This window comes from Nocardioides dongkuii, assembly GCF_014127485.1.
GTDB lineage: Bacteria > Actinomycetota > Actinomycetes > Propionibacteriales > Nocardioidaceae > Nocardioides > Nocardioides dongkuii.
The window spans coordinates 1,760,614-1,785,559 of record NZ_CP059903.1; the positions used below are offsets into that span (position 1 = coordinate 1,760,614).

Sequence of the window (24,946 nt, forward strand, 5' to 3'; positions counted from 1 at the left end):
AACCGCCGACAGCCGTCCAGAGCCACCGCAAGGTTTGAGGCGATCTTCTTGGGCAGGCGGAGATCCTCCGGCGCGGCCGGCGGCCTGCCGCGACACGCGTACGGCGTCACTCCTGTGGTCCCTGTGACTGGAGTGGCGATCGCCTAGTGTCATCAGCATGGCGACCCGTACGTCTTCCCCGCCGGGTTCGCGGAGCAAGAGCACGTCCACTTCCGGGTCACGAACCTCGGGACGAAGCGGTTCGAGCACCCGAACCCGGAGTACGCCGGCCAAGCGCCCGGCTGCATCCAGCAAGCGACCCGTCAAGCGCGCCCCGGCGAAGGGTCGCGGCAGCACCAGCCGACCCGCGCCGCGCGCGGTCCGCAGCGGGCCGGGGCCGGTCTTCCTGCTCTTCAGCGCGCTGTTCCGCGGGGTCGCCGCGGTCTGGCTGGCGGTCGCGCACGCCGTCGGCGCCGCGGCCCGGGGGATCGGGCGCACCGCCCGTGACCTCGACCCCGCCCACCGTCGCGACGGCGCCGGCCTGCTCCTCTTCGGCCTCGCCCTCGTCGTCGCCGCCGCCGTGTGGTTCCAGCTCGGTGGCGACGTCATGGAGGTCACCCGCACCGCCGTGGCCGGCACCGTGGGCAAGGTCGGCTGGTTCGTGCCGCTCGTCCTGGTGTGGACGGGCTGGCGGACCCTCCGTGACCCCGACCTCGGCGGGCCGGTCGGCCGGCAGGTCATCGGCTGGTCGGCGCTCGGCTTCGGCGTGCTCGGCATCGTGCACATCGCCAACGGCAGCCCGGAGCCGGTCAACGGCGACGCGAGCAGCCTGCAGGACGCCGGCGGCGCGATCGGCTTCGTGGTCTCCTCGCTGCTGATCGACCTGCTGCGCACGCCGTACGTCGTGGTGCCGCTGCTGGCGCTGGTCGGGTTCTTCGGCATCCTGGTCATCACCGCCACCCCGCTCTACCAGGTCCCGGCCCGGCTCGCGGACCTGAGCGACCGGCTGCTCGGCCGGGACTACGAGGACGTCGAGGAGCCGCGCCGCGGCCGCGGCCGCGCGCACGCCGACGACGAGATCGACCCCGAGCTCGGCGACCCGGCGTACGACACCCCGGTGCTGGAGGACCGCGAGGTCAAGCGCCGCCGCCGCAAGGACGCCGTCGACGTGGCGCTCGAGGAGGGCGAGGTGCCCACCGCCCGCGACGTCGGGGTCGAGCTGTTCGCCCCCGACTCCACCCGGACGCCCGCGCCGCAGGCCCCGATCGACGTCGCCGCGCTCGCCGAGCTCGCCGAGGCGGACGAGGTCGAGGAGAAGGCCGACCTCGAGCCGCCGCCGCACACGCCGCTGCCCGCCCGCGTCGAGCAGCTCGCGCTCTCCGGCGACATCGTCTACTCGCTCCCGACCGACGAGGTGCTCAAGCCCGGCTCGGTGCACAAGGCGAGGTCGAAGGCCAGCGACGCCGTCGTCGACCGGCTGATGCAGGTGATGGACGAGTTCACCATCGACGCCCAGGTCACCGGCTACACCCGCGGCCCGACGGTCACGCGCTACGAGGTCGAGCTCGGCCCCGGCGTGAAGGTCGAGAAAATCATGAACATCCAGAAGAACATCGCCTACGCGGTGGCCTCCGCGGACGTGCGGATCCTCTCGCCGATCCCGGGCAAGTCCGCGGTCGGCGTGGAGATCCCCAACGTCGACAAGGAGATCGTCTCGCTGGGCGACGTGCTGCGCTCCAACGCGGCCCGGTCGGCCCACCACCCGATGGTCGCCGGGCTCGGCAAGGACGTCGAGGGCGGCTTCGTGGTCGCGAACCTCGCGAAGATGCCGCACCTGCTGGTCGCCGGCGCCACCGGCTCCGGAAAGTCGTCGTTCATCAACTCGATGATCACCTCGGTGCTGATGCGCTCCACGCCCGACGAGGTCCGGATGATCATGGTCGACCCCAAGCGGGTCGAGCTGAACGCCTACGAGGGCGTCCCGCACCTGATCACCCCGATCATCACCAACCCCAAGAAGGCCGCCGAGGCGCTGGCCTGGGTCGTGCGCGAGATGGACCTGCGCTACGACGACCTGGCCAACTTCGGCTTCCGGCACATCGACGACTTCAACAAGGCGGTCCGGGCCGGCACCGTCGAGCTGCCGGCCCACTCCGAGCGCGTGCTGTCGCCGTACCCGTACCTGCTGGTGATCGTCGACGAGCTCGCGGACCTGATGATGGTCGCCCCGCGCGACGTCGAGGACGCGATCGTGCGGATCACCCAGCTGGCGCGGGCGGCCGGCATCCACCTGGTGCTGGCGACCCAGCGGCCCTCGGTCGACGTCGTCACCGGCCTGATCAAGGCCAACGTGCCCTCGCGGCTGGCCTTCGCCACCTCCTCCGTCACCGACAGTCGGGTCATCCTGGACCAGCCGGGCGCGGAGAAGCTGGTCGGGCAGGGCGACGGGCTGTTCCTGCCGATGGGTGCCTCCAAGCCGATCCGCGTGCAGGGTGCGTGGGTGACCGAGGCGGAGATCGCCCAGGTCGTCAAGCACTGCAAGGGCCAGCTGGAGCCGACGTACCGCGAGGACGTCACGGCCCCGGCCGCGTCCAAGCGCGACCTCGACGACGACATCGGCGACGACCTGGACCTGGTGATCCAGGCGGTCGAGCTGGTCGTGTCGACCCAGTTCGGCTCGACCTCGATGCTGCAGCGCAAGCTGCGCGTCGGCTTCGCCAAGGCCGGCCGGTTGATGGACATCATGGAGAGCCGTGGCGTGGTCGGACCCAGCGAGGGCTCCAAGGCCCGCGACGTGCTGGTCAAGCCCGACGAGATCGACGGCGTGATCGCGACCCTGCAGGGGGAGATGTGAACGACCTGACGCTGGACCCCGTGTCCGACGGCCCGACCCACGACACGGCCGAGGACGTGACGGTACGCCGCAACGCGCCGCTGGCCGGCGCGATCGGCGCGCTGGCCGCCGTGGTCGCGATCCTCTACCTCTCCCGCGCGAGCGACACCGGTGCCTGGCTGGACTGGACGCTCTGCGTGGCGATGGGGGCGGTGGCGGCCGCCTGGCTGCACGCCTTCATCGACGCCCGCACTCCGCTGCTCGTCGCCGACGCGCAGGGGCTGCGCGTGCGGCAGGGGCGGTCCTGGCTCGGCATGCCCTGGGAGGCGGTCGACGCGGTCGAGCACCTGCCGCGCCCCGGGTGGCTGCGCGACGGGCGGATCGAGGTCTTCCCGCGCGAGGGCGAGCCGGTCGCCGTACCCCTCTCGCTCTCCACGCGGGTCACCGGCGACGGCGGTGACCTGACCGCGGCGCTCGAGGCGCTGGCGGCCGACGCCGCCGAGGTGGTCGAGGTCTTCGACGACGTCTCCCCGGAACCGGAGCCCGAGCCGGAGGTCCTGCCCGAGGCCGAGGCCGAGGCCGAGATCGAGCCCGAGCCCGAGCCCGACATCGAGCCCGAGCCGGCCGTGGCGCTCGAGGAGCCCGACGAGCCTGCTCCGGATCGTCGGTCCCGCGCGGCCCGGGTGGCCGACGTCCTGGCCCGCCTGCGACGCGCCCCCGCCGAGGAGGTCGGCCCGGAGCCGGTCTCGACGCCCACGCCGTCCCCGGTGCGCGACCCGCTCACCGCGGCGCGCGTGGAGGTACGCAGCGACGCGGTGCTGCCGGTCGACGAGCCGGCCGAGTCCGCCGCACGTCCGCTGGTGCGGCCGGGCAGCGTCGACCTGGTCGAGGACACCGTGCTGTGGAGCGACCGCACCGCCCTGGCCCAGCCGCACTCCGTGGTCGAGCCGCTGGTCGTCGAGGAGCCCGCCGCCGAGCCGGCTCCCGATCCGGTCATCGGACCGCAGCTGGCCGCGGCCCGCGCCCGGCTCGGCCTCGGCGTGGACCAGCTCGCCGAGCGCACCCGGATCCGTCCGCACGTCATCGAGTCGATCGAGGTCGACGACTTCGCCCCGTGCGGGGGCGACTTCTACGCCCGCGGCCACCTCCGCACCCTGGCCCGCGTGGTCGGGATCGACGTGGGCCCGCTGCTCGCCGTCTACGACGAGCGGTACGCCGACGCGCCGGTCGACGCCCGCCGGGTCTTCGAGGCCGAGCTCGCCACCGGTGCGCACGGCGGCATCCGCGGCACCCGCGGCGGCCCGAACTGGTCGGTGCTGGTCGCGGCCGTGATGGTGCTCGTGCTCGCGTGGTCGGTGGCCCGGCTGCTCACCGGAGGCGGCACGGTCGTCGACGACGAGCCCCGCCTGAACGGCTCCGCCGGCCTGACCAGCAGCCAGACCGCCGGCTCGGCCACCTCCGTGCGGCTCGCCGCCGCCGGCGGCGGTGCGGCGGTCGAGGTCGTGGACGGGCGCGGCAAGGTCGTCTTCACCGGCGACCTGGCGTTCGGCCAGGTCAAGGAGCTCACCCGGGTGGTCACGCCGATCGAGGTGACCAGCTCCGACGGGTCGCTGGAGGTCTCCGTCGGCGACAGCGAGTCCGACGCCGTCGGCGAGTCCGGCGAGCGCGCCCGCAAGACCTACGTCGTGCGCTGACCGGTCGGCCGGGCGGTGTAGCGCCGCTCCGGCCGGCCGGCCCCGCCGTACTGCAGGCGGACCGTCGCCCGGCTCGCGGTGACGAGGTGCTCGAGGTAGCGACGGGCGCTGACCCGGGAGATCCCGACCGCCGCCGCGCACTCGGTGGCCGAGACCTCGCCCGCGTCGTCCAGGGCGGCGGCGACCAGCGCCGCCGTCTCCGGGCTCAGCCCCTTGGGCAGCGGGACCCGCGCGGCCCGGCCCACCGGCGCGAAGGCCGTGTCGATCTCGGCCTGGTCGGCGGGGTGGTCCCCGGCGAGCGCCCGGTGCGCCGCGCGGAACGCGACCAGCCGGGCGACGAGGTCGTCGTACTCGAACGGCTTGACCAGGTAGTGCGCGGCGCCGCCGGCCGCGGCCGCCCGCACGGTGTCGGCCTCCCGGGCCGCGGTCACGACCACCACGCCGACGTCGTCGCCCCGGGCACGGAGCCGGCGGAGCACCTCGATCCCGCCCAGGTCGGGCAGGTGCACGTCGAGGAGCACCAGGTCGGGCCGGAGGCGCTCGACCTCGGTGAGGGCGGCGGCCCCGGTCGCGGCCTGGCCGACGACGGTGAACCCCGGCGTCCGCTCGACGAACCGGGTGTGGATCGAGGCGACCATGAAGTCGTCGTCGACCACCAGCACCCGCAGGTCCGGGACGGGGTCGGACACGGGGTCAGTCATGCCGGTCAGTCATGGAGGTCCTCGTCGGGCAGGCAGGCGGTGAAGACGGCGCCGGCCTCGTTGTGCACCGAGACCGTGCCGCCCCGACGCTCGCACACCAGCCGGACCAGGGCGAGCCCGACGCCGCGACCCCCCGCCTGCGCGGGGTCGTCGGGGTCGCCGGACTTCGTGGTGAACCCGCGGCGGAAGATCGACGCCACCTCCTCCGGGGGTACGCCGGGACCGGTGTCGGCGACCTGGACGAGGACCTGGCCGTCGTCGACGACCAGCCGGACGACGACCCGTCCCGGCCGGCCGGTCGCGGCGACCGCGTCCACGGCGTTGTCGACGAGGTTGCCCAGGACGGTGCCGACGTCGGCCGAGAGCTCGGGGTCGAGCCGGGGCAGCGCGCTGTCGGTCGACAGCGCCAGGTCGACGCGGCGCTCGGCGGCGAGGCTGGTCTTCGCGATCAGCAGCGCGGCCACCGCCGGATCGTCCACCCGCTCGGTGACCGCGTCGCTGATCGCGGCGCGGCGCCGGGTCAGCGTCCCGATCAGCCGGCCCGCCTCGTCGTACTCCTGGAGCTGGAGGAGCCCGGAGATCGTGTGCAGCTGGTTGCTGAACTCGTGGGTCTGGGCACGCAGCGTCTCGGTGACCCCCTGGCGCGCGGTCAGCTCGCTCTGCATCGCCAGCAGCTCGGTGCGGTCGCGCAGCGTGACGACCGTCCCGGCGCCGCGGCCGCGGGCCCGCACCGGGTTGCGGTTGACGACGACCAGGCGGCCGTCGACCAGCAGCACGGCGTCGTGCACCTCGTCGGTCCCGGAGAGGAGGTCGCGCACCCGGGGCTCGAGGTCGAGGTCGGCGAGCGGGCGGCCCTGGGCGTCGCCCGGCAGGTTGAGCAGCTCGCGGGCGCTCTCGCTGAGCACGATGACGACCCCGTCGCCGCTGATCGCGACCAGGCCCTCGCGGATCGAGGTCAGCAGCGCCTCGCGCTGGTCGGCGAGGGCGGCGATCTCCGCCGGCTCCAGGCCACGGGTACGCCGCCGGACCAGGCGGGAGAGCAGCCACGACCCCCCACCGCCCAGGGCCAGGCCGAGCGCGAGGAAGCCGATCAGGTCGTCGGTGGCCTCCCCGAGCCGGTCGGTGAGCGGCGGGTAGTCCTCGACGACGACCACCACCCCGACCAGCGTGCCCGCCAGTGGGAGGCCGTCCGCGACGGCGACGTCGGTGTCGCCGTTCGCGAGCACCGGCACCTCGGCGGCGATGGCCCGGTCGCCGCGGTCGGTGACGTCCCCGCTCCAGTCCCGCCCGTCCAGCACGCTGCGGTCACCGAGGTCGACGCGGGTCCCCGGGCGGGTGGGGTCGGTGCTGATGACGACGACCCCGTCGGGGTCGGTGAGGTAGACCGCGGAGGCGCCCACCAGGTCAGCGCGCTCCTGGGCGTACGCCGTGAGGGCGCGGCGCTCGCCGTCCGGCTCCTGGTCGGACCGGTCGGCGGCGACCTGCTCCATCGCGTCCTGGACGACGGCGGTGGAGGCGAGGTTCTCGGCCGCGGCGCGCAGCCGGCTGCCGCGGGTGTCCCGGAAGGCGGCGTCGGCCTGGCGCACCGACACGACGGCGCCCACGGACAGGACGACCAGCAGCACGGCGAGCTGCAGGACCAGGAACTGCGCGGCAAGGCTGAGGTGCGCCCGCCGCCGGCGTGACCACAAGTTCCGCAACCTCCTTTGCTTCCCGAAGCGTGACGACCGCCACATCCGGAGCGATGCTCGTCACTGCACCACGAACCTGACAGGAGAGCCATGCGCACGGCAACACACCGCACCTCCTCGGCCCTGGTCGGCGTCCTGGTCGGCGTCCTGGTCCTCGTGCTCGGCGGCTGCGGGGTCACGGTCGGCGACCAGGAGCGCGACCTCGCGATGTGGATCCCGAACAGCCCCGGCGGGGGGTACGACCAGACCGGGCGCGCCGCGGTCAGCGTGATGGAGCAGGGCGACGTGACCGGCGGCGACTTCGAGGTCACGAACATCCTCGGCGCCGGCGGCTCGGTCGCGCTGTCACGGCTGATGAGTGCCGAGGGCGACGAGAACATCCTGATGACGGTCGGCCTGGGCGTCGTCGGGTCGGCGTACTCCTTCGACCAGGAGTACCGGCTCACCGACGCCACGCCCATCGCCCAGCTCATCGAGGACCAGGAGGGCGTGCTGGTCCCGGCCGACAGCCCGTACCGCACCATCGACGACCTCGTGGAGGACTGGTCGGCCGACCCGTCGGCGATCGTCGTCGGCGGCGGCTCGAGCCCGGGCGGGCCCGACCACCTCTTCCCGATGCAGCTCGCGGAGGCGGTCGGCATCGACCCGCGCGAGGTGCAGGAGCGCTACGTCTCCTACGACGGCGGCGGGCCGCTGACCAGCGCGCTGCTGGGCAACAAGATCGACGTCGGCTTCTCGGGGCTCGGCGAGTTCGAGGGCCAGATCGAGGCCGGCGAGCTGCGGGTGCTGGCCGTGTCCGGCGAGGAGCGGGTCCAGGGGGCGTCGGTCGACGACGTGCCCACCCTGCAGGAGTCGGGCATCGACCTGGTCTTCACGAACTGGCGGGGGGTCCTGGCCCCGCCGGGCATCTCCGAGGAGCGGCGCGCGGAGCTCGTCGACTACCTCACCGTGATGCACGAGTCGCCAGGCTGGCAGCAGGCGCTCGAGGACAACGGCTGGGGCGACGCGTTCGTCACCGGCGACGACTTCGAGCGGTTCCTGGACGAGCAGGACGCGCGCGTCGCGTCGACGCTGGAGGAGGTCGGTCTCCTTGACTGATCGCACAGATGCCGCCCGGACCGAGGAGACGGCCCCGGAGCCGCCCCGCCGCGACCTGGCGCAGCTCGGCCTCGCCGCCGCGCTGGCGGTCGTCGGGCTGGTGACGGTGTACGACGCCTCGCAGCTGGGGGTGGGCTTCGCCGACCCCGTCGGCCCGCGGGTCTTCCCGTACGTCGTCGGAGGCGGGCTGGTGGTCGTGGCGGTGCTGCTCGCGGTGATCACCCTGCGCGGCGACGTGCCGGAGGGAGAGGGCGGCGAGGACGTCGACCTGACCCAGGGCGCCGACTGGGTGACCGTCGCCAAGCTGGTGGCGGTCCTGCTGGTCACGATCGCCACCGTCGACCTGCTCGGGTGGGCGGTCACCGGCGGCATCCTGTTCGCGGGCGCCTGCTGGGCGCTCGGCAGCCAGACCCTGATCCGTGACGTGATCGTCGGCGTCGTGCTGGCGGTCGCGAGCTGGTACGGCTTCTTCGTCGGGCTGGGCATCCCGCTCACCCCGGGCATCCTGGACGGGATCCTCTGATGGACAGCGCCGGACTGCTGCTCGACGGCCTCGCGGCCGCCGCCACCCCCGAGAACCTGATGTACGCCGCGCTAGGCGTGCTGCTCGGCACCTTCGTCGGCGTGCTGCCGGGCATCGGCCCGGCGATGGCGGTGGCGCTGCTGCTGCCCGCGACGTACGCGCTGGAGCCGACGCAGGCGTTCATCATGTTCGCCGGCATCTACTACGGCGGCATGTACGGCGGCTCGACCACCTCGATCCTGCTGAACACGCCGGGGGAGTCCGCCTCGGTGATGACGGCGATCGAGGGCAACAAGATGGCCAAGTCGGGCCGGGCCGCCCAGGCGCTGGCCACCGCGGCCATCGGGTCCTTCGTCGCCGGGACGATCGGCACGCTGCTGGTGGTGTTCTTCGCGCCGCCGTTGGCGGACGTGGCGGTCGGGATCGGCGCCCCGTCGTACTTCGCGATCATGGTGCTGGCGCTGGTGATGACCGCCGCGGTGCTCGGTGCGTCGGTGGTCCGCGGCCTCGCGGCGCTGTTCACCGGGCTGACGATCGGGCTGGTGGGTCTGGACCTCAACACCGGGCAGCCCCGGCTCAGCTTCGGCTCGACCCACCTCGCGGACCGGCTCAACATCGTCGTCGTCGCGGTCGGGATCTTCGCGCTCGGGGAGGCGCTCTGGGTCGCGGCCCACCTGCGGCGGACGCCGCTGCAGATCATCCCCGTGGGGCGGCCGTGGATGGGGCGCGACGACCTGCGGCGGTCCTGGGGGCCGTGGCTGCGCGGCACGGCGCTCGGCTTCCCGTTCGGTGCGATCCCCGCGGGCGGGGCGGAGATCCCGACGTTCCTCTCCTACGTGACCGAGCGGAAGCTGGCCAAGGGCCGCGAGTTCGGCGAGGGCGCGATCGAGGGCGTCGCGGGGCCGGAGGCGGCCAACAACGCCTCGGCGGCCGGCATGTTCGTGCCCCTGCTGGCGCTCGGCATCCCGGTGACGGCCACGGCGTCGGTGATGCTGGCGGCGCTGACGAACTACGGCATCCAGCCCGGCCCGCAGCTGCTGGACGAGCAGTCGGACCTGGTGTGGACGCTGCTGGCCAGCCTGCTGATCGGCAACACCCTGCTGCTGGTGCTGAACTTGCCGCTGGCCCCGCTGTGGGCCAGGTTGCTGCGGATCCCGCGGCCCCAGCTCTACGCGGGCATCCTGTTCTTCGCCTGCCTCGGCGCCTACGCCACCAACCAGGACCCCTTCGACATCGGCCTGCTGCTGGCCTTCGGGCTGCTCGGGCTCGCGATGCGCCGCTTCGGCCTGCCGGTGCTGCCGCTGATCCTCGGCGTCATCCTCGGGCCGCTGATGGAGGGCGAGCTGCGGGAGGCGCTGACCATCTCCGGCGGCGACCTGAGCGGCCTGGTCGACGAGCCGCTCGCGGTCGTGGTCTACGGCCTGATCGCGCTGCTGCTCGTGGTGCCGCGGCTGGTCCGGCGGAGGGTCGTGGACGAGCCCGCGGCCCGGGACGAGGAGCTGGTGTCGTGATGAGGACGGTCCTGGTGGGCTACACGCCCGACGAGTTCGGCCGGGCCGCGCTGCGGCACGGCGTGGCCGAGGCGAGGCTGCGCGGGTACGGCCTCGTGGTAGTCAACGGCTCCCGCGGCGAGTCGTACGTCGACCGCCGGTACGCCGCCCCCGAGGAGCTGCTGCGGCTCGAGGAGGGCCTCGAGGGCCTGCCCCACGAGGTCCGTCAGGTGACGGTCCCGGACGTCGCCGACGAGCTGCTGCGGGTGGCCGAGGAGACCGGTGCCCAGCTCATCGTGCTGGGCATGCGCCGGCGTACGCCGGTGGGCAAGCTGCTGATGGGCAGCGTCGCGCAGCGGGTCATCCTGGGCGCCGTCTGCCCGGTGCTGACGGTGAAGCCGGACACGGAACCCGCCTGAGCGGTCCACCGTGGTTCGCCGGGGGGCGGGTCGGGCCGTCATACTCGGTGACGACCATGACCCAGATCGCTCACACGCCCCCCGCCCCCGCGCCCGCCCGCACCGACCTGCTGTCGGTGGCCCTGGTGACCCTGGGCTGCGCCCGCAACGAGGTCGACTCCGAGGAGCTGGCCGGCCGGCTCGAGGCCGACGGCTTCCTCCTGGTCGACGACCCCGCCGACGCCGACACCGTCGTGGTCAACACCTGCGGCTTCGTCGAGGCCGCCAAGAAGGACTCCGTCGACACCCTGCTCGAGGCCGCCGACCTCAAGGAGGAGGGCCGTCCGCGGGCCGTCGTGGCGGTGGGCTGCCTGGCCGAGCGCTACGGCAAGGACCTCGCCGAGTCGCTGCCCGAGGCCGACGCCGTGCTCGGCTTCGACGACTACCCCGACATCGCGGCGCGGCTGCGCGCGATCGTCGCGGGGGAGAGCCACCAGGCGCACACCCCGCAGGACCGCCGCCGGCTGCTGCCGATCTCCCCGACCGCCCGCGACGCCTCGGCGCTCAGCGTGCCCGGCCACGCGGTCGCGACCAGCGGCGAGGTGGGTCTCGGCGGGCCGGAGACCGGACCGCGCGGGCTGCGCCGCCGCCTCGACGGCGGGCCGATGGCGCCGCTGAAGCTCGCGAGCGGCTGCGACCGCCGCTGCAGCTTCTGCGCGATCCCGAGCTTCCGCGGCTCGTTCGTCAGCCGCCGCCCCTCCGACGTGCTCGCCGAGGCGCAGTGGCTGGCGACCCAGGGGGTCCGCGAGCTGTTCCTGGTCTCGGAGAACTCCACGTCGTACGGCAAGGACCTCGGCGACCTGCGGCTGCTGGAGACGATGCTCCCCGAGCTCGCCGCGATCGACGGCGTCGACCGGGTGCGGGTCTCCTACCTCCAGCCCGCGGAGACCCGCCCGGGCCTGGTCGAGGCGATCGCGACCACGCCGGGCGTCACGCCGTACTTCGACCTGTCCTTCCAGCACGCCAGCGCCACGGTGCTGCGCCGGATGCGCCGGTTCGGCGACCCCGAGAGCTTCCTGGGCCTGCTCGACCAGGTGCGTGCGCTCGCGCCGCTGGCCGGCGTCCGGTCCAACGTCATCGTCGGCTTCCCCGGGGAGACCGAGGACGAGCTGCAGACGCTCTGCGACTTCCTGATCGCCGCACGGATGGACGTCACCGGAGTCTTCGGCTACTCCGACGAGGACGGCACCGAGGCCGCGACGCTCGGCGGCAAGCTGGACGAGGACGAGGTCCGCGCCCGCACCGAGCACGTCACCACCCTCGTCGAGGAGCTCAACGCCCAGCGGGCCGAGGAGCGGATCGGCGAGCTCGTCGAGGTGCTGGTCGAGTCGCTCGAGGACGGCGAGGTCGCGGGACGCGCGGCCCACCAGGGGCCGGAGGTCGACGGGACGACGTACCTCGTCGGCAGCGCCGCACAGGTCGGGGACCTGGTGCGGGCCGAGGTGGTCGCCACCGACGGCGTCGACCTGATCGCGAAGGAGCTCGGGTGAGCGACACCGGCCGGCAGGTCAGCAACTGGAACCTGCCCAACGCGCTGACGACGCTGCGCATCGTGCTCGTGCCGTTCTTCGGCTGGGCGCTGCTGATCGACAACGGCGAGTCCGTGCTCTGGCGCTGCATCGCCTGGGCGATCTTCGTGGTCGCGATGATCACCGACAAGATCGACGGCGACCTCGCCCGGTCGCGCAACCTGGTGACCGACTTCGGCAAGATCGCCGACCCGATCGCCGACAAGGCGATCACCGGGATGGCCCTGATCGGGCTCTCCATCGTCGGCGACGTGTGGTGGTGGGTGACGATCCTGGTGCTGCTGCGCGAGTGGAGCGTGACCCTGCTGCGCCTCTCGGTCCTCAAGCGCGTGGTGATCGCCGCCAAGGACCTCGGCAAGCTCAAGACGACCTTCCAGGCCATCGCCCTCGGCGGGCTGATCCTGCCGCTGCGCGACGCCGACCTGCCCAGCGCGCTCGAGGTGCCGGGCGAGGTGCTCTTCTACGTCTCGCAGGTCTGCCTCGGGGTCGCGGTGGCGCTGACCCTGTACTCCGGGCTGGAGTTCTACCGCGACGTGTGGAAGCAGCGCGCGCAGCTGCGCTGACGCGATTCACCCCTCCGGGTGAACGGAGCGTCCGATCGCCCGTCAAGAGGGTCCGCTACGGCTGATCCTGACAAAGTTCCGGCACCCGATCGGTCGTGCCGGGAGGGATCGTCGGCCCGCCGCGGGACGGCCGGGAAACCGTCAGGTCTCGTTCACGTAACGCCCCACGAAGCGCGGCAACACCGGGTTAGGGTCGCCCGGTTAGCTCGCCTTCGAAAGGTCCCCACGTGTCATCACGCACCCGGCAGAGCCTCTCTGCCGTTCTCGGTCTCGGTCTCGCGGCCACCACGCTCTCGCTGATCCAGGCGCCCGCCGCTCACGCGGCCCCGGTCGCGATCACGCTGCTGAACATCAACGACTACCACGGTCGGATCACGAGCGACGGCGGCTCCGGCTCCGGCGACGCCACGACGTACAGCACCGTGGAGCTGGCGACCACCGTCCAGAGCATCCGCAGCGCCCAGGGGGCCGGGAGCGTCCTGTTCCTCTCGGCCGGCGACAACATCGGCGCGTCGCTGTTCAACTCGGCCTACACCGAGGACCGGCCGACCGTCGAGGTGCTGAACGCGCTGGACCTCGCCTCCTCGACCGCGGGCAACCACGAGTTCGACAAGGGCTACGACTGGCTGCAGGACAACGTCATCGACGGCAGCGACGACTACACCGCCGCCGAGTTCCCGATCCTCGGCGCGAACGTCTACCTCAAGGGGACGACGACGCCCGCCCTCGAGGAGTACTCGGTCCACGAGGTGGCCGGCACGTCCGTGTGCGTGATCGGCGCGATCACGCAGGAGACCCCGACCCTCGTGAGCCCGGCAGGGATCGCCTCGCTCGAGTTCGGTGACCCGGTCGCGGCCGTGAACCGCGTCGCCAACCGGCTCGACGCCGCAGGAACCTGCGACGTCACGGTCGCCAGCTACCACGAGGGTGCCGGCGCCGGCACGCCCGACGGTGCGACGCTGGAGCAGGAGGTCGCCGCGGGCGGGGTCTTCGCGAACATCGTCACCGCGACCGCCGCACCCGTCGACGTCATCCTCACCGGGCACACCCACAAGGAGTACACCTGGACCGCCGCCAAGCCCGGCGGAGGCACTCGGCCGATCGTGCAGACCGGCTCCTACGGCGCCAAGCTCGGCCAGGTCGACCTCACCTACGACGAGGCCACCGACGCCGTCGCGGTGTCGGGCGCACAGCTCGTCACCGTCGGTACGGCCGAGAACCTGACCGACCCCGTGGTGGCGGAGGTCAACACCATCACCACCGAGGCCGTCGCCGCGGCGAACGTGGTCGGCGACGTCCCGGAGGGGAGCGTCACCGACGACATCACGAGCGCCTTCACCGGCGGAACCTACGGTCCGGACGGGTACACGGGCACCACGACGCGCGACGACCGGGCGTCCGAGTCCGCGCTGGGCAACCTGGTGGCAGACGCCCTCCGCGAGACCCCGATCACCGACATCGCGGGTCTCCCGAAGGCCGACATCGGCGTCGTCAACCCCGGCGGGCTGCGCAACGAGCTCTACTACGACCCCAACAAGGGCGGCAGCAGCAGCCCCCAGGACGCCAACGGCGTGGTCACCTTCGAGGAGGCCAACGCGGTGCTCCCGTTCGCGAACAACATCTCCTACGTCACGCTGACCGGCGCGGAGTTCAAGCAGGTCCTCGAGCAGCAGTGGCAGACGGCCGCCGACGGCGTGACCCGCCCCTCGCGTCCGTTCCTGCACCTCGGCCTCTCGAAGAACGTCAAGGTCGTGGCGAAGCCCGACACCTCGGCGACCTCGCCGGTGGGCGGCAACATCCTGAGCGTCACGGTCGACGGTCGCCCCGTGGTCGACGACCGCGAGTACGTCGTGTCCACCTTCTCCTTCCTGGCCACGGGCGGCGACAACTTCCGCGCGTTCAAGCTCGGGACGAACCGGGACACCGGCAAGGTCGACCGCGACCTGTGGATCGACGGCTACCTCGGCAACGGGCAGGCGAAGTCCCCGAGCTTCGCGCGTCGCCAGGTCTTCGCCACCGGCATGCCGGTGGGCGAGGTGGCCCCCGGTGACCAGATCGCGCTGAGCTTCTCGAAGCTGAACCTCACCTCCCTCGGTGCACCCGCGAACACCGTGCTCGAGGCGAGCGCCGTGCTCGGCGGCACCTCGACGCCGCTCGGCTCGGCCGACGTCTCCACCGGGGCGGCCAGCATCACGGTCACCGTCCCGGCCGACGCCTACGGCTCGACCATCGAGATCGTCGCCCAGCCCAGCGGGACCACGGTCTCGATCCCCGTGGCCAAGGCGGCCTCGTCGGTCACGGCGAGCACCGAGCGGACGTCGTACGGCGAGCCGGTCGAGGTCGACGTCGTCGTCGAGTCCGAGGCTCCCGCGAACGGCACGGTCGAGATCACCGCCGGCGGCAAGGTCGTCGGCACCGGGACCGTCACCGACGGCACCGGGACGGTGACCATCGCAGGCAAGACGCTCAAGCCGGGCACCACCTCGCTCGCGGTCACCTTCACCGGGCCGCAGGCCGAGGACGCCTCGACGACCGTGGCCGCCAAGGTCAGCAAGGCCGCGGCGAAGGTCAAGGCCACGAGCAAGCCCGCGAGGATCGTGGTCGACAAGACCAAGGCGACCATCAAGGTCAAGGTCGGGACGATCGGCGAGGCCGCGAAGGGCAAGGTCACCGTCCGGGCCGGCGGGAAGACCTACACCGCGAGGCTGAAGTCCGGCGTCGCGACCGTCACGCTCAAGCCGTTCGGCTCGACCGGCAAGAAGCTGGTCACCGTGAGGTACCTCGGCAACGACGTGACCACGAAGGCGAGCGACAAGCTCACCCTCAAGGTCAAGAAGGCCAAGAAGAAGTAGCACCACCTGAGGGGCCCGTCGGTGATCCGGCGGGCCCCTCAGCCTCCCCGCTCCCCGGAGCGGTCCTCTCCACCCCTCCTCTGGAAGGTCATCCATGCCCTCAACACCCCGCGGTGCCCGTCGGGCACTCGCCGCTTCCGCCGGACTGGCGGTCGCCGTCACCGGGCTGTCGGTCTTCGCCACCAGCCCCGCCACTGCCAACCCCGCAGGCACGGCCCTCGTCATCAGCGAGGTCTACGGCGGCGGCGGCAACGCCGGTGCCACGCTCAAGAACGACTTCATCGAGCTCTACAACCCCACGAACGCGGCGATCTCCGTCGCCGGCATGTCGGTCCAGTACCGCAGTAGCGGATCGAGCAGCGCGGCCACCGGCGTCACGGAGCTGTCGGGTTCGGTGCCTGCGAGGGGCCACTACCTCGTCAAGCAGGCCGCCGGCACCGGCGGGACCGCCGACCTCCCGGCGGTCGACGCGACCGGAGAGATCGCCATGAGCGGCACGGCGTTCACCGCGTGGCTCGCCAACGGCACCACGGCCCTGAACCCGGGGATCAACAGCGCCGTGGGGACCCCGGGCGTCATCGACCTGGTCGGCGTCAACAGCAACACTTTCGAGACGGCGAAGACTGTTGCCGCGTCGAACTCGACGTCGCTGGCCCGCGCCGCCAACGGGACCGACACGGACAACAACTCCGCCGACTTCACCAGCGGTGCCCCCACCCCGACCGGCAGCGGCGGGGGGCAGGAGCCCGAGCCCGAGCCCGAGCCCGTGACGGTGACGATTCCAGAGATTCAGGGGACCGGCTCAGTGAGCCCCCTTGTCGGCGACCCGGTCGAGACCAGGGGCGTCGTGACCGCGGTGTATCCCGAGGGCGGCCTGTTCGGCTACTACCTGCAGACCCCGGGTTCGGGAGGAGCCGTCGACTCCACCCCGGGTGCCTCCGACGGGATCTTCGTCCGGCAGCCCTCCGGCGCCGTCACCGTGACGCGGGGCTCCTACGTCGAGGTCACCGGCACGGTGGCCGAGTTCGCGGGTCAGACCCAGCTGAGTGTTCTCCCGACCGACGTCACCGTCCTCGGCGAGACGGCCGCCCCCGTGCTGCCGACCACGACGCTCGAGTGGCCTGACACCGACGCCGAGAAGGAAGCGCTCGAGGGCATGCTCTACCAGCCCTCGGTCGACTTCACGGTGACGAACACCTTCTCCACCAACCAGTTCGGCGAGGTCGGGCTGGCTGTCGGCGACAAGCCGCTGGTCCAGCCGACCGAGGTCGCGGACGCCCAGGACGCGGCCGCCATCGCGGCGGTCGTGGCCGACAACGCCGCGCGTGCGATCACGCTCGACGACGCGGCCTCGACCAACTTCACCGCGGCTCCCGGCAACACCCTGACCCCGGCGTACGTCTCGAACGAGGAGCCGGTCCGGGTCGGGGCAAGGGCGACCATCGACGAGCCGGTCATCCTCACCCAGGGCGGATCGTCGACCGCGCCGACGTACCGGTTCCAGCCGCGCGAGCGCGTCGTCGGCCCGGACAACGCTGCGTCCCCCGCGACGTTCGAGAACACCCGCACGGCGGCGCCCGACTCGGCGGCGATCGACCCGACGGGCACCGCCGACGTCAAGGTCGCCTCGTTCAACGTGCTGAACTACTTCACCACGCTGGGTGACGCGAACGACGACAACGTCGGCGACGGAGGCTGCCTGTCCTACCAGGACCGTCTGGGCGACGGCACCAACGTCCGCGAAGGGTGCGACCAGCGCGGCGCCTGGGACCCCCAGGACTTCGCGCGTCAGCAGGAGAAGATCGTCGCGGCGATCAACGCTCTCGACGCCGACGTCGTGGGCCTGATGGAGATCGAGAACTCCGCCAAGCTGGGGGAGACCCCGGACGAGGCGACCGGTGCCCTCGTCGCCGCCCTGAACGCCGACGCCGGCGCGGGCACCTGGGCGGCCAACCCGTCGTCGTCCGACCTGCCGCCGGTCGCGGAGATGGACGTCATCACCAACGCGATCATCTACAAGCCCGGCGCGGTGAAGCGGCTCGGCGCGTCCCGCGCGCTGGGGGAGCTGTCCGGTGCCGGCGAGGCGTTCGACAACGCCCGTGAGCCGCTGGCCCAGGCGTTCACCCCTGTGGCCGGCGGCGAGTCCTTCCTCGTCGTGGTCAACCACTTCAAGTCCAAGGGCTCGGGCACCGACGACGGCACCGGCCAGGGCAACGCCAACCCGGACCGGGTCGCCCAGGCGCGGGCACTGGCTGCCTGGGTCCCGACCGTCCAGACGGCCATCGGGGTCGAGCCGACGCTGCTCATGGGTGACTTCAACTCCTACGCCATGGAGGACCCGCTCCAGGTCCTCTATGCGGAGGACTACGTCAACGTGGAGAAGCACTCGGGCAGTGGCGACTTCTCGTACTCGTTCTCAGGTCTGTCCGGCTCGCTGGACCACGTCCTGGCGAACCCGGCCGCGATGGAGCTCTACACCGGCACCGACACGTGGAACATCAACAGCGGTGAGTCGCTGGCGATGGAGTACAGCCGGCACGACTACCACGCGACCGACTTCCACGAGGCGACGCCGTACCGGTCCTCCGACCACGACCCGGTGATCATGGGCCTCGACACCATCACCCCGACCGAGCCGGAGCCGGAGCCGGAGCCGGAGCCCACCCCGGTCAAGGCCACGATCAGCGTCAAGCACAGCCCGTCGAAGGTGGTGGCCGGCAAGACCCGCGCCACCCTGAAGATCAAGGTCTCGGCCAAGGGCGCCAAGCCCACCGGCAAGGTCACGGTCAAGATCAAGGGCGGCAAGACCCTGAAGGTCACCCTGAAGAACGGCAAGGCCACGGTGAAGCTGCCGAAGTTCGCCACGCCGGGCACCAAGAAGCTGACTGTCGTCTACCGGGGCGACGACCGGGTGAAGGGTGAGTCGGTCACCTATCGGATCAAGGTCGTGAAGAAGAAGAACTAGCGCCCCCGGCGTTCGCTCGAACAGCACGACCCCGCGGGGGTCGGTCCTTCGGGGCCGGCCCCTGTCGGCGTACTCCGGGGGTTGTCGGTTTCCCCGGATCACCGGGGAAACCTGATGTTCGGGGCCATCGCGATGCCCCCGAACATCAGGTTCTCCCTGAGAAGTCGCCCCGAGCAGCGCCAGCCCCCTGGAGCACCTCTCCCGGGGCGCCGCGAACACAAGCGCCGACTCGGCGCTTGGGGGACACCGAGTGGCGCGGCAGGTCACACGACCCGGGCGATTGTGCGTCCGGACCCGCGGATACCGTGCCGACATGCCTCACCGCGATGACCTCGACCCCGCCACGAAGGCCCACCTGCTGCTCCGAGCCGGCGGGCAGACCGTCGCCACGGCGGAGTCCCTGACCGGCGGCAAGCTGGCGGTCGCCTTCACCGAGACCCCCGGCGCCTCGGAGACCTACCTCGGCGGGGTGGTCACCTACGCGACCGAGCTGAAGAAGTCGATCCTCGAGGTCGACCAGGCGATCATCGACGAGCACGGCGTCGTCTCCGCCGAGTGCGCGCGGGCGATGGCCTCGGGCATCAAGGCCTTCACCGGGGCGTCGTACGGCGTGTCCACGACGGGCGTCGCCGGCCCCAGCGAGCAGGAGGGCAAGCCGGTCGGCACGGTGTTCATCGGGATCGCCGGACCGGGCCTCCTCGAGACCGTCGCGCTGGAGCTCTCCGGCGACCGCGGCACGATCACCGCCCGCACCTGCGAGGAGGCACTGTCGGCGCTCAATGGCATCCTCGGGAGGGAAGAAGCAGACCTCGGGTAGCGTTGATCCACACGGACCGGGAAGGAGACCCCGCATGGTGCTGTTCCGCCGTCAGCTCGGCGACGCGCTCCGCGCTCAGCGGATGCGCCGCGGCCTGACCCTGCGCGAGGTCTCCGCCGAGGCCCGGGTCAGCCTGGGCTACATCTCGGAGGTCGAGCGCGGCCAGAAGGAAGCGTCCTCCGAGCTGCTCGCCTCGCTCTGCGCGGCGCTCGACGTGGCGCTCTCCGACGTCCTGCGCGAGGTCTCCGACGCGGTCGCCCTCGAGGAGGCCGCGCTCGCGCCGACCCCCATCACCGCCGGCTCGCGTCCGGCGCCCGGCGACGTCGTCGCCTCCGCCGCCTGATCTCGGCGGCGCGCTCAGCCCGCGGGTGCCGGCTGGCACGACGGGCACCAGTACGCCGCGCGCCGGCGGTCCGCCGGGCCGATCATGTCGACGGCGATCGGGGTGCGGCAGCGCCGGCACGGTGAGCGGTCGCGGCGGAAGACCCACATCCGCTCCCGCTCGCGCAGGTCGCCGGTGGTGCTCTGCGCGGCACGCTGCTTGTTGACCTCGAGCATCTGCTTGGCGCGGCGGACCAGCCGGGTCAGGTCGGGTACGCCGGCGACCGGCGTCGCGGGGTGGACGCCGGCGACGAAGCAGAGCTCGGCCATGTACATGTTGCCCACGCCGGCCAGCCGCGTCTGGTCGAGCAGCGCCTCGCCGATCGGCCGCTCGGGGGCCTCGGCCAGCCGGCGCAGCGCCTCCGACTCGTCCCAGTCGGGACCAAGCAGGTCGGGGCCGAGGTGGCCGACCACCTCGCCCTCGGCGTCGGTGGGGATCAGCTCGACGATGCCGAGGGAGAAGCCGACCGCGACCGCGTCGTCGGTGCGCAGCACGACGCGTGCCTGGTGCGCCGGCCGCCGCCACCGCTCGTGGGGGGCGTGCACCCGCCACGCGCCCTCCATCTTCAGGTGGGTGTGCAGCGTCCAGCGCTCGCCGTCGCCGGGACCGGCGACCCGGGTCAGCAGGTGCTTGCCGCGGCTCACCGTGCCGACCACGGTGGCGCCGGAGAGGTCGGCGGTCGCGTGCTGGGGCACCCGGAAGTCCGAGCCGGTCAGCACCTTCCCGGACAGGGCGCGGTCGAGCAGCCGGCCGGCGCGGTAGACGGTGTCGCCCTCGGGCACGCGGTCAGCTCCGCCCCAGCTGCAGGCCCTTGGGCGTCACGATGAATCCCGCCGCCTGGAGCGCCTGGCGCAGCGGCGTCCCGCCGGACCCGAGCAGCTGGGTGCCGTCGGCCTTCTCGACCGTGAGCCGGCCGAGCGCCCCGCGTCGCGCCGACTCGGCGAGGGCCGCGGCGGCGGGGTCGAGGTCGTCGGGCTCCTCGGACCAGGTGAGGAGGGTGCGGCCGCCGCGCTCGACGTACAGGGTCAGCCGGCCGTCGACCAGCACCACCAGGGCGCCGGCCTTGCGCCCGGGCCGGTGCCCGCCCTCGCCCGCCTCGGGCCAGGGCAGCGCGGCGCCGTAGGGGTTGGCGGGGTCGGTGGCGGCCAGCGCGACCGCGGACGGCTTGGCGTCGGTGGCGACCTCGGAGAAGGTGCGCAGCCGGTCGATCGCGCCGGCGGTGCCGAACTGGGCGGCGCCCAGCCCGCTGACGAAGTACCCCCGGCGGCAGCGTCCGGAGTCCTCGAACGCCGACAGCACCTTGTACGCCGCGGCGAAGCCGCCCGGCACCCGCTCGCTCATCACCGCGCCGCGGATCACCACGCCATGGCGGTCGAGGAGGTGCTCGGCGGTGGCGTGCGCCCGGCGGGTGGGGTCGGCGTCGATCTCGGGGAGCAGCGCCCAGCGACCGGCGGTCTGGGGGGGACCGGAGCGCGCCGGCATCCGGCCGCGACCGGTCGTGGAGGACATCCGCGGCCGCGCCGGCTGGCGGCGGGTGCGGTGGCTCGCGCCGCCGGACCGGGTGAGCGCGCGGAGCGGGGTGAGCGTGTCGTTGCTGACCCGGCCCGCCCAGACGAGCGACCACAGCGCGGCGGACAGCGCCTGGTCGTCGCTGCTGCCCACGGAGTCGGCGAGCTGGCGGAAGAACCAGGCGCCGCCGGGGGCGAGGGCGTCGAGCACCTGCTGGGCGAGCTCGGCGTGCTCGAAGGGCTGGGGCTCGGGGAGGGTCAGCGGCGCCTGGTCGGCCAGGTGCAGGCTGACCCAGCCGTCGGAGCCGGGCAGGGCGGCGTGCCCGGCCCAGACGACCTCGCCGGAGGCGGTGAGCTCGTCGAGGTACGACGACTCGTAGTCGCGGACGCGCGCGGCCAGCACCAGCGGCTCCAGCGCCGAGGCCGGCACCGGGCACCCGGCGAGCTGGTCGACCACGGTGAGCACCCCGTCGACGCCGCGCGGACCCCGGCCGCTGGTGGGCCCCGAGGAGACGGAGACGTGCTGCCACGCGGCCAGGAACCGGCCGAGCGCCTCCGGCTCGACGGGCTCGACCTCCTTGCGCAGCCGGGCCAGCGAGCGGCGGCGGAGCTTGCGCAGCACCTCGGCGTCGCACCACTCCGAGCCCGAGCCGGAGGGACGGAACTCGCCGTCGAGCACCCGACCCTGGGCCGCGAGCCGCTGCAGGGTGTGGCGCACGACCGCGGCGCCGAGACCGAGCCGGGTCGCCACCTGCTCGGTGGTGAACGGGCCGTGGGTGCGGGCGAACCGGGCGACCAGGTCGCCGAGCGGGTCCTCGACGGGGTCGGTGAACGCGTCGGGCGTGCCGGGCGGGACGGGGACGCCCAGCCCGTCGCGCAGCCGGCCGACGTCCTCGATGACCGCCCAGCGCTCCTCGCCGCCCATCCGCACCTCGACGGCGCGACGGGACTCGGCGAGGGTGCGGAGCCACGCGCCGGCGGGGGCGCCCTCGACGCAGCGGAGCGCCGCCTCCTCGGCGGTGAGCGGGCCGAGCAGCCGCAGCGTGTCGACGAGCCCCTCGACGTCGCGGGCCCGCCGGTCCGGCGCGAGCCGCTGGAGCTCGGCCTCGACCTCGGCGAGCACGTCGGGGTCGAGCAGCTCGCGCAGCTCCGCCCGCCCCAGCAGCTCGGCCAGGAGGCCCTGGTCGAGCGACAGCGCGGCCGCGCGCCGCTCGGCGATGGGGGAGTCGCCCTCGTACATGAACTGCGCGACGTAGCCGAAGAGCAGGGTCCGCGCGAACGGCGAGGGCGCGTGGGTCGAGACGTCGACGACCTGCACCTCGCGGCGGTCCACCCGGCGCATCAGGCCGACCAGGGACGGCAGGTCGTAGACGTCCTGGAGGCACTCGCGGACCGCCTCGAGCACGATCGGGAACGACGGGTAGCGCGACGCCACCTCGAGCAGCGCCGCGGACCGCTGCCGCTGCTGCCACAGCGGCGAGCGCCGGCCGGGGTCGCGCCGGGGGAGCAGCAGGGCCCGGGCCGCGCACTCGCGGAACCGCGCGGCGAACAGCGCCGAGCCGCCGACCTCCTGGGTGACCAGGTGCTCGATCTCCTCGGGCTCGAAGACCAGGACCTCGCCGCCGGGGGCCTCCGCGTCGCTGTCGGGGATCCGGATGACGATGCCGTCGTCGGAGGCCATCGCCTGACCGTCGACGCCGTACCGCTCGCGCAGCCGCGCGTTGATCGCCAGCGCCCAGGGCGCGTGCACCGGCGTGCCGTAGGGGGAGTGCACCACCAGGCGCCAGTCGCCCAGCTCGTCGCGGAACCGCTCGACCAGCACTGTGGTGTCGGTGGGCAGCACGTTGGTGGCCTCGAGCTGCTCGTGCAGGTAGGCGAGCAGGTTGCCCGCGGCGTACGCGTCGAGGCCGCCCTCCCGGGCGCGCGCCTCGGCCTTCGCCCGCGGCATCGCGGACAGCTCGCGGGTGAAGGCGCCGATCGCGGCGCCCAGCTCGGCGGGCCTGCCGAGCGAGTCGCCCTTCCAGAACGGCAGCCGGCCCGGGATGCCCGGCGCCGGGGTGACCAGGACCCGGTCGTGGGTGATGTCCTCGATCCGCCAGCTGGTGGCGCCGAGCGCGAAGATGTCGCCGACCCGGGACTCGTAGACCATCTCCTCGTCGAGCTCGCCGACCCGCCGGCCGGTGCCCTCGCCGACCAGGAAGACGCCGAACAGCCCGCGGTCGGGGATGGTGCCGCCGGAGGTCACCGCCAGCCGCTGGGCGCCCGGACGGCCGGTGAGCACGCCGGTGACGCGGTCCCAGACGATCCGCGGCCGCAGCTCGGCGAACTCGTCGGAGGGGTAGCGGCCGCTGAGCAGGTCGAGCGTCGCGTCGTACGCCGAGCGCGGCAGCTGGGTGAACGGCGCGGACCGCTTCACGAGCTCGTACAGCTCGTCGACCTGCCACGCGTCGAGCGCCGTCGCGGCCACGACCTGCTGGGCGAGCACGTCGAGGGGGTTGGTGGGCACCCGGAGCGACTCGATGTCGCCGGAGCGCATGCGCTCGACCGCGACCGCGGTCTGGGCCAGGTCGCCGCGGTGCTTGGGGAACAGCACCCCGCGCGAGACCTCGCCCACCTGGTGGCCGGCGCGCCCGACGCGCTGGAGGGCGCTGGCGACGCTCGGCGGTGACTCGATTTGCACCACGAGGTCGACCGCGCCCATGTCGATGCCGAGCTCGAGGCTGCTGGTGGCGACCACCGCGGGCAGCCGGCCGCGCTTGAGGTCGTCCTCGATCAGCGCGCGCTGCTCCTTGGAGACCGAGCCGTGGTGGGCCTTGGCGATCACCTGCTCGGCGCCCTCGGACTGCCCGGACTGCGCCATCACCTCGGCGGGCACGGCGCCCTTCTCGAGCTCGCCGCCCGCGCGCTGGGTGGCGATCTCGTTGAGCCGCGCCGTGAGCCGCTCGGCGAGCCGGCGGGAGTTGGCGAACACGATCGTGGAGCGGTGCTGCTCGATCAGGTCGACGACCCGCTCCTCGACGTGCGGCCAGATCGACTGGGACCGGGTGGGGTCGCCGTCGCCCTCCGCGTCGTCGTCGTACTCCTCCGGCGCGGTCATGTCCTCGACGGGGACGACGACCTCGAGGTCCCACCGCTTCTCCGAGGGCGGCGCGACGATGTCGACGGGGGCGGAGCCGCCGAGGAACCGCGCGACCTCTTCCAACGGGCGCACCGTCGCGGACAGCCCGATCCGCTGGACCGGCCGCTCCAGCAGCGCGTCGAGGCGCTCGAGGGTGAGCGCGAGGTGGGCGCCGCGCTTGCCGCCGGCCACGGCGTGCACCTCGTCGACGATCACCGTCTCGACCCCGCGCAGCGACTCGCGCGCCTGCGAGGTGAGCATCAGGAACAGCGACTCCGGCGTCGTGATCATGATGTCGGGTGGGGAGGTCACCAGCTTGCGCCGGTCGGCGGCCGGGGTGTCTCCCGAGCGGACGCCGACGCGCACCTCGGGCACCGGGTCGCCGAGCCGGTCGGCGGTGTGCCGGATGCCGGTGAGCGGGGCGCGGAGGTTGCGCTCGACGTCGACCGCGAGCGCCTTCAGCGGAGAGACGTAGAGGACCCGGCAGCGCTTCGTGCGGTCCTCGGGCACCGGCTCGGTGAGCAGCCGGTCGAGGCTCCACAGGAACGCACTGAGCGTCTTGCCGGAGCCGGTCGGCGCGACCACCAGCGCGTGCCGGCCCGCGCCGATCGCCTCCCAGGCCCCCGCCTGCGCCGGCGTGGGGGCCGCGAAGGCAGCGGCGAACCAGGTGCGGGTCGGCGCGCTGAACCGGGCGAGCGGGTCGGGCATGCCGCCAGTCTTGCCTACGGCACCGACAATCCGGTTG

Annotated in this window: 16 protein-coding genes; 12 read left to right on the plus strand and 4 right to left on the minus strand. The window is 73.2% G+C overall.

Annotated features, from left to right (window positions below; all coding sequences use genetic code 11):
* Positions 1-157: 157 nt before the first annotated feature.
* Both H4O22_RS08560 and H4O22_RS08565 read left to right on the plus strand, forming a co-directional pair.
* The gene (locus H4O22_RS08560) at positions 158-2,833 is read left to right on the plus strand and encodes an FtsK/SpoIIIE family DNA translocase (protein ID WP_182526575.1); all 2,676 of its coding nucleotides are present in this window, start codon (positions 158-160) and stop codon (positions 2,831-2,833) included.
* 20 nt (positions 2,834-2,853) lie between these two features.
* Positions 2,854-4,506, plus strand: a complete 1,653-nt coding sequence (locus tag H4O22_RS08565; protein WP_182526576.1) for a helix-turn-helix domain-containing protein — start codon at positions 2,854-2,856, stop codon at positions 4,504-4,506.
* Here the strand turns inward: H4O22_RS08565 and H4O22_RS08570 are convergent.
* Both H4O22_RS08570 and H4O22_RS08575 read right to left on the minus strand, forming a co-directional pair.
* The gene (locus H4O22_RS08570; RefSeq protein ID WP_182526577.1) at positions 4,491-5,207 is read right to left on the minus strand and encodes a response regulator; all 717 of its coding nucleotides are present in this window, start codon (positions 5,205-5,207) and stop codon (positions 4,491-4,493) included. The two genes, H4O22_RS08565 and H4O22_RS08570, sit on opposite strands and share 16 nt — an antisense overlap.
* A 5-nt stretch (positions 5,208-5,212) precedes the next feature.
* Entirely contained in the window at positions 5,213-6,898 is a 1,686-nt protein-coding gene (locus H4O22_RS08575) for a sensor histidine kinase (RefSeq protein ID WP_220451325.1), read from the minus strand.
* A gap of 90 nt (positions 6,899-6,988) precedes the next feature.
* On the opposite strand from H4O22_RS08575, the gene H4O22_RS08580 reads away from it, so the two are divergent.
* From H4O22_RS08580 to H4O22_RS08625, 10 genes are all read left to right on the plus strand, one after another.
* Positions 6,989-7,996 carry a Bug family tripartite tricarboxylate transporter substrate binding protein gene (locus H4O22_RS08580; protein WP_182526579.1) on the plus strand — a complete coding sequence of 336 codons (1,008 nt, stop codon included), beginning with the start codon at positions 6,989-6,991 and terminating at the stop codon, positions 7,994-7,996.
* A complete protein-coding gene (locus H4O22_RS08585; RefSeq protein WP_182526580.1) occupies positions 7,989-8,519 on the plus strand; it encodes a tripartite tricarboxylate transporter TctB family protein in 531 nt (176 codons plus the stop codon). The genes H4O22_RS08580 and H4O22_RS08585 overlap by 8 nt, the downstream gene beginning before the upstream one ends.
* A complete protein-coding gene (locus tag H4O22_RS08590; RefSeq protein WP_182526581.1) occupies positions 8,519-10,030 on the plus strand; it encodes a tripartite tricarboxylate transporter permease in 1,512 nt (503 codons plus the stop codon). Before H4O22_RS08585 ends, H4O22_RS08590 begins: the two co-directional genes overlap by 1 nt.
* Entirely contained in the window at positions 10,030-10,428 is a 399-nt protein-coding gene (locus H4O22_RS08595; protein ID WP_182526582.1) for a universal stress protein, read from the plus strand. The genes H4O22_RS08590 and H4O22_RS08595 overlap by 1 nt, the downstream gene beginning before the upstream one ends.
* A 110-nt stretch (positions 10,429-10,538) precedes the next feature.
* Positions 10,539-11,957, plus strand: a complete 1,419-nt coding sequence (rimO, locus tag H4O22_RS08600) for a 30S ribosomal protein S12 methylthiotransferase RimO (protein WP_220451388.1) — start codon at positions 10,539-10,541, stop codon at positions 11,955-11,957.
* Positions 11,954-12,559, plus strand: coding sequence for a CDP-diacylglycerol--glycerol-3-phosphate 3-phosphatidyltransferase (pgsA, locus tag H4O22_RS08605; RefSeq protein WP_182526584.1), 606 nt, complete (start codon positions 11,954-11,956; stop codon positions 12,557-12,559). The genes rimO and pgsA overlap by 4 nt, the downstream gene beginning before the upstream one ends.
* A gap of 227 nt (positions 12,560-12,786) precedes the next feature.
* A complete protein-coding gene (locus H4O22_RS08610; RefSeq protein WP_182526585.1) occupies positions 12,787-15,411 on the plus strand; it encodes a bifunctional metallophosphatase/5'-nucleotidase in 2,625 nt (874 codons plus the stop codon).
* 94 nt (positions 15,412-15,505) lie between these two features.
* Entirely contained in the window at positions 15,506-18,376 is a 2,871-nt protein-coding gene (locus H4O22_RS08615; protein WP_182526586.1) for an ExeM/NucH family extracellular endonuclease, read from the plus strand.
* A gap of 313 nt (positions 18,377-18,689) precedes the next feature.
* Positions 18,690-19,193 (plus strand): CinA family protein, encoded by a 504-nt coding sequence (locus H4O22_RS08620; protein WP_182526587.1) that lies wholly within the window; start codon positions 18,690-18,692, stop codon positions 19,191-19,193.
* Positions 19,194-19,227: 34 nt separating this feature from the next.
* A complete protein-coding gene (locus H4O22_RS08625) occupies positions 19,228-19,536 on the plus strand; it encodes a helix-turn-helix domain-containing protein (protein WP_182526588.1) in 309 nt (102 codons plus the stop codon).
* 14 nt (positions 19,537-19,550) lie between these two features.
* On the opposite strand, the gene H4O22_RS08630 is transcribed toward H4O22_RS08625, so the two are convergent.
* Positions 19,551-20,357 (minus strand): DNA-formamidopyrimidine glycosylase family protein, encoded by an 807-nt coding sequence (locus H4O22_RS08630; protein WP_182526589.1) that lies wholly within the window; start codon positions 20,355-20,357, stop codon positions 19,551-19,553.
* 4 nt (positions 20,358-20,361) lie between these two features.
* Positions 20,362-24,909 carry an ATP-dependent helicase gene (locus H4O22_RS08635; RefSeq protein ID WP_182526590.1) on the minus strand — a complete coding sequence of 1,516 codons (4,548 nt, stop codon included), beginning with the start codon at positions 24,907-24,909 and terminating at the stop codon, positions 20,362-20,364.
* Positions 24,910-24,946: the final 37 nt, after the last annotated feature.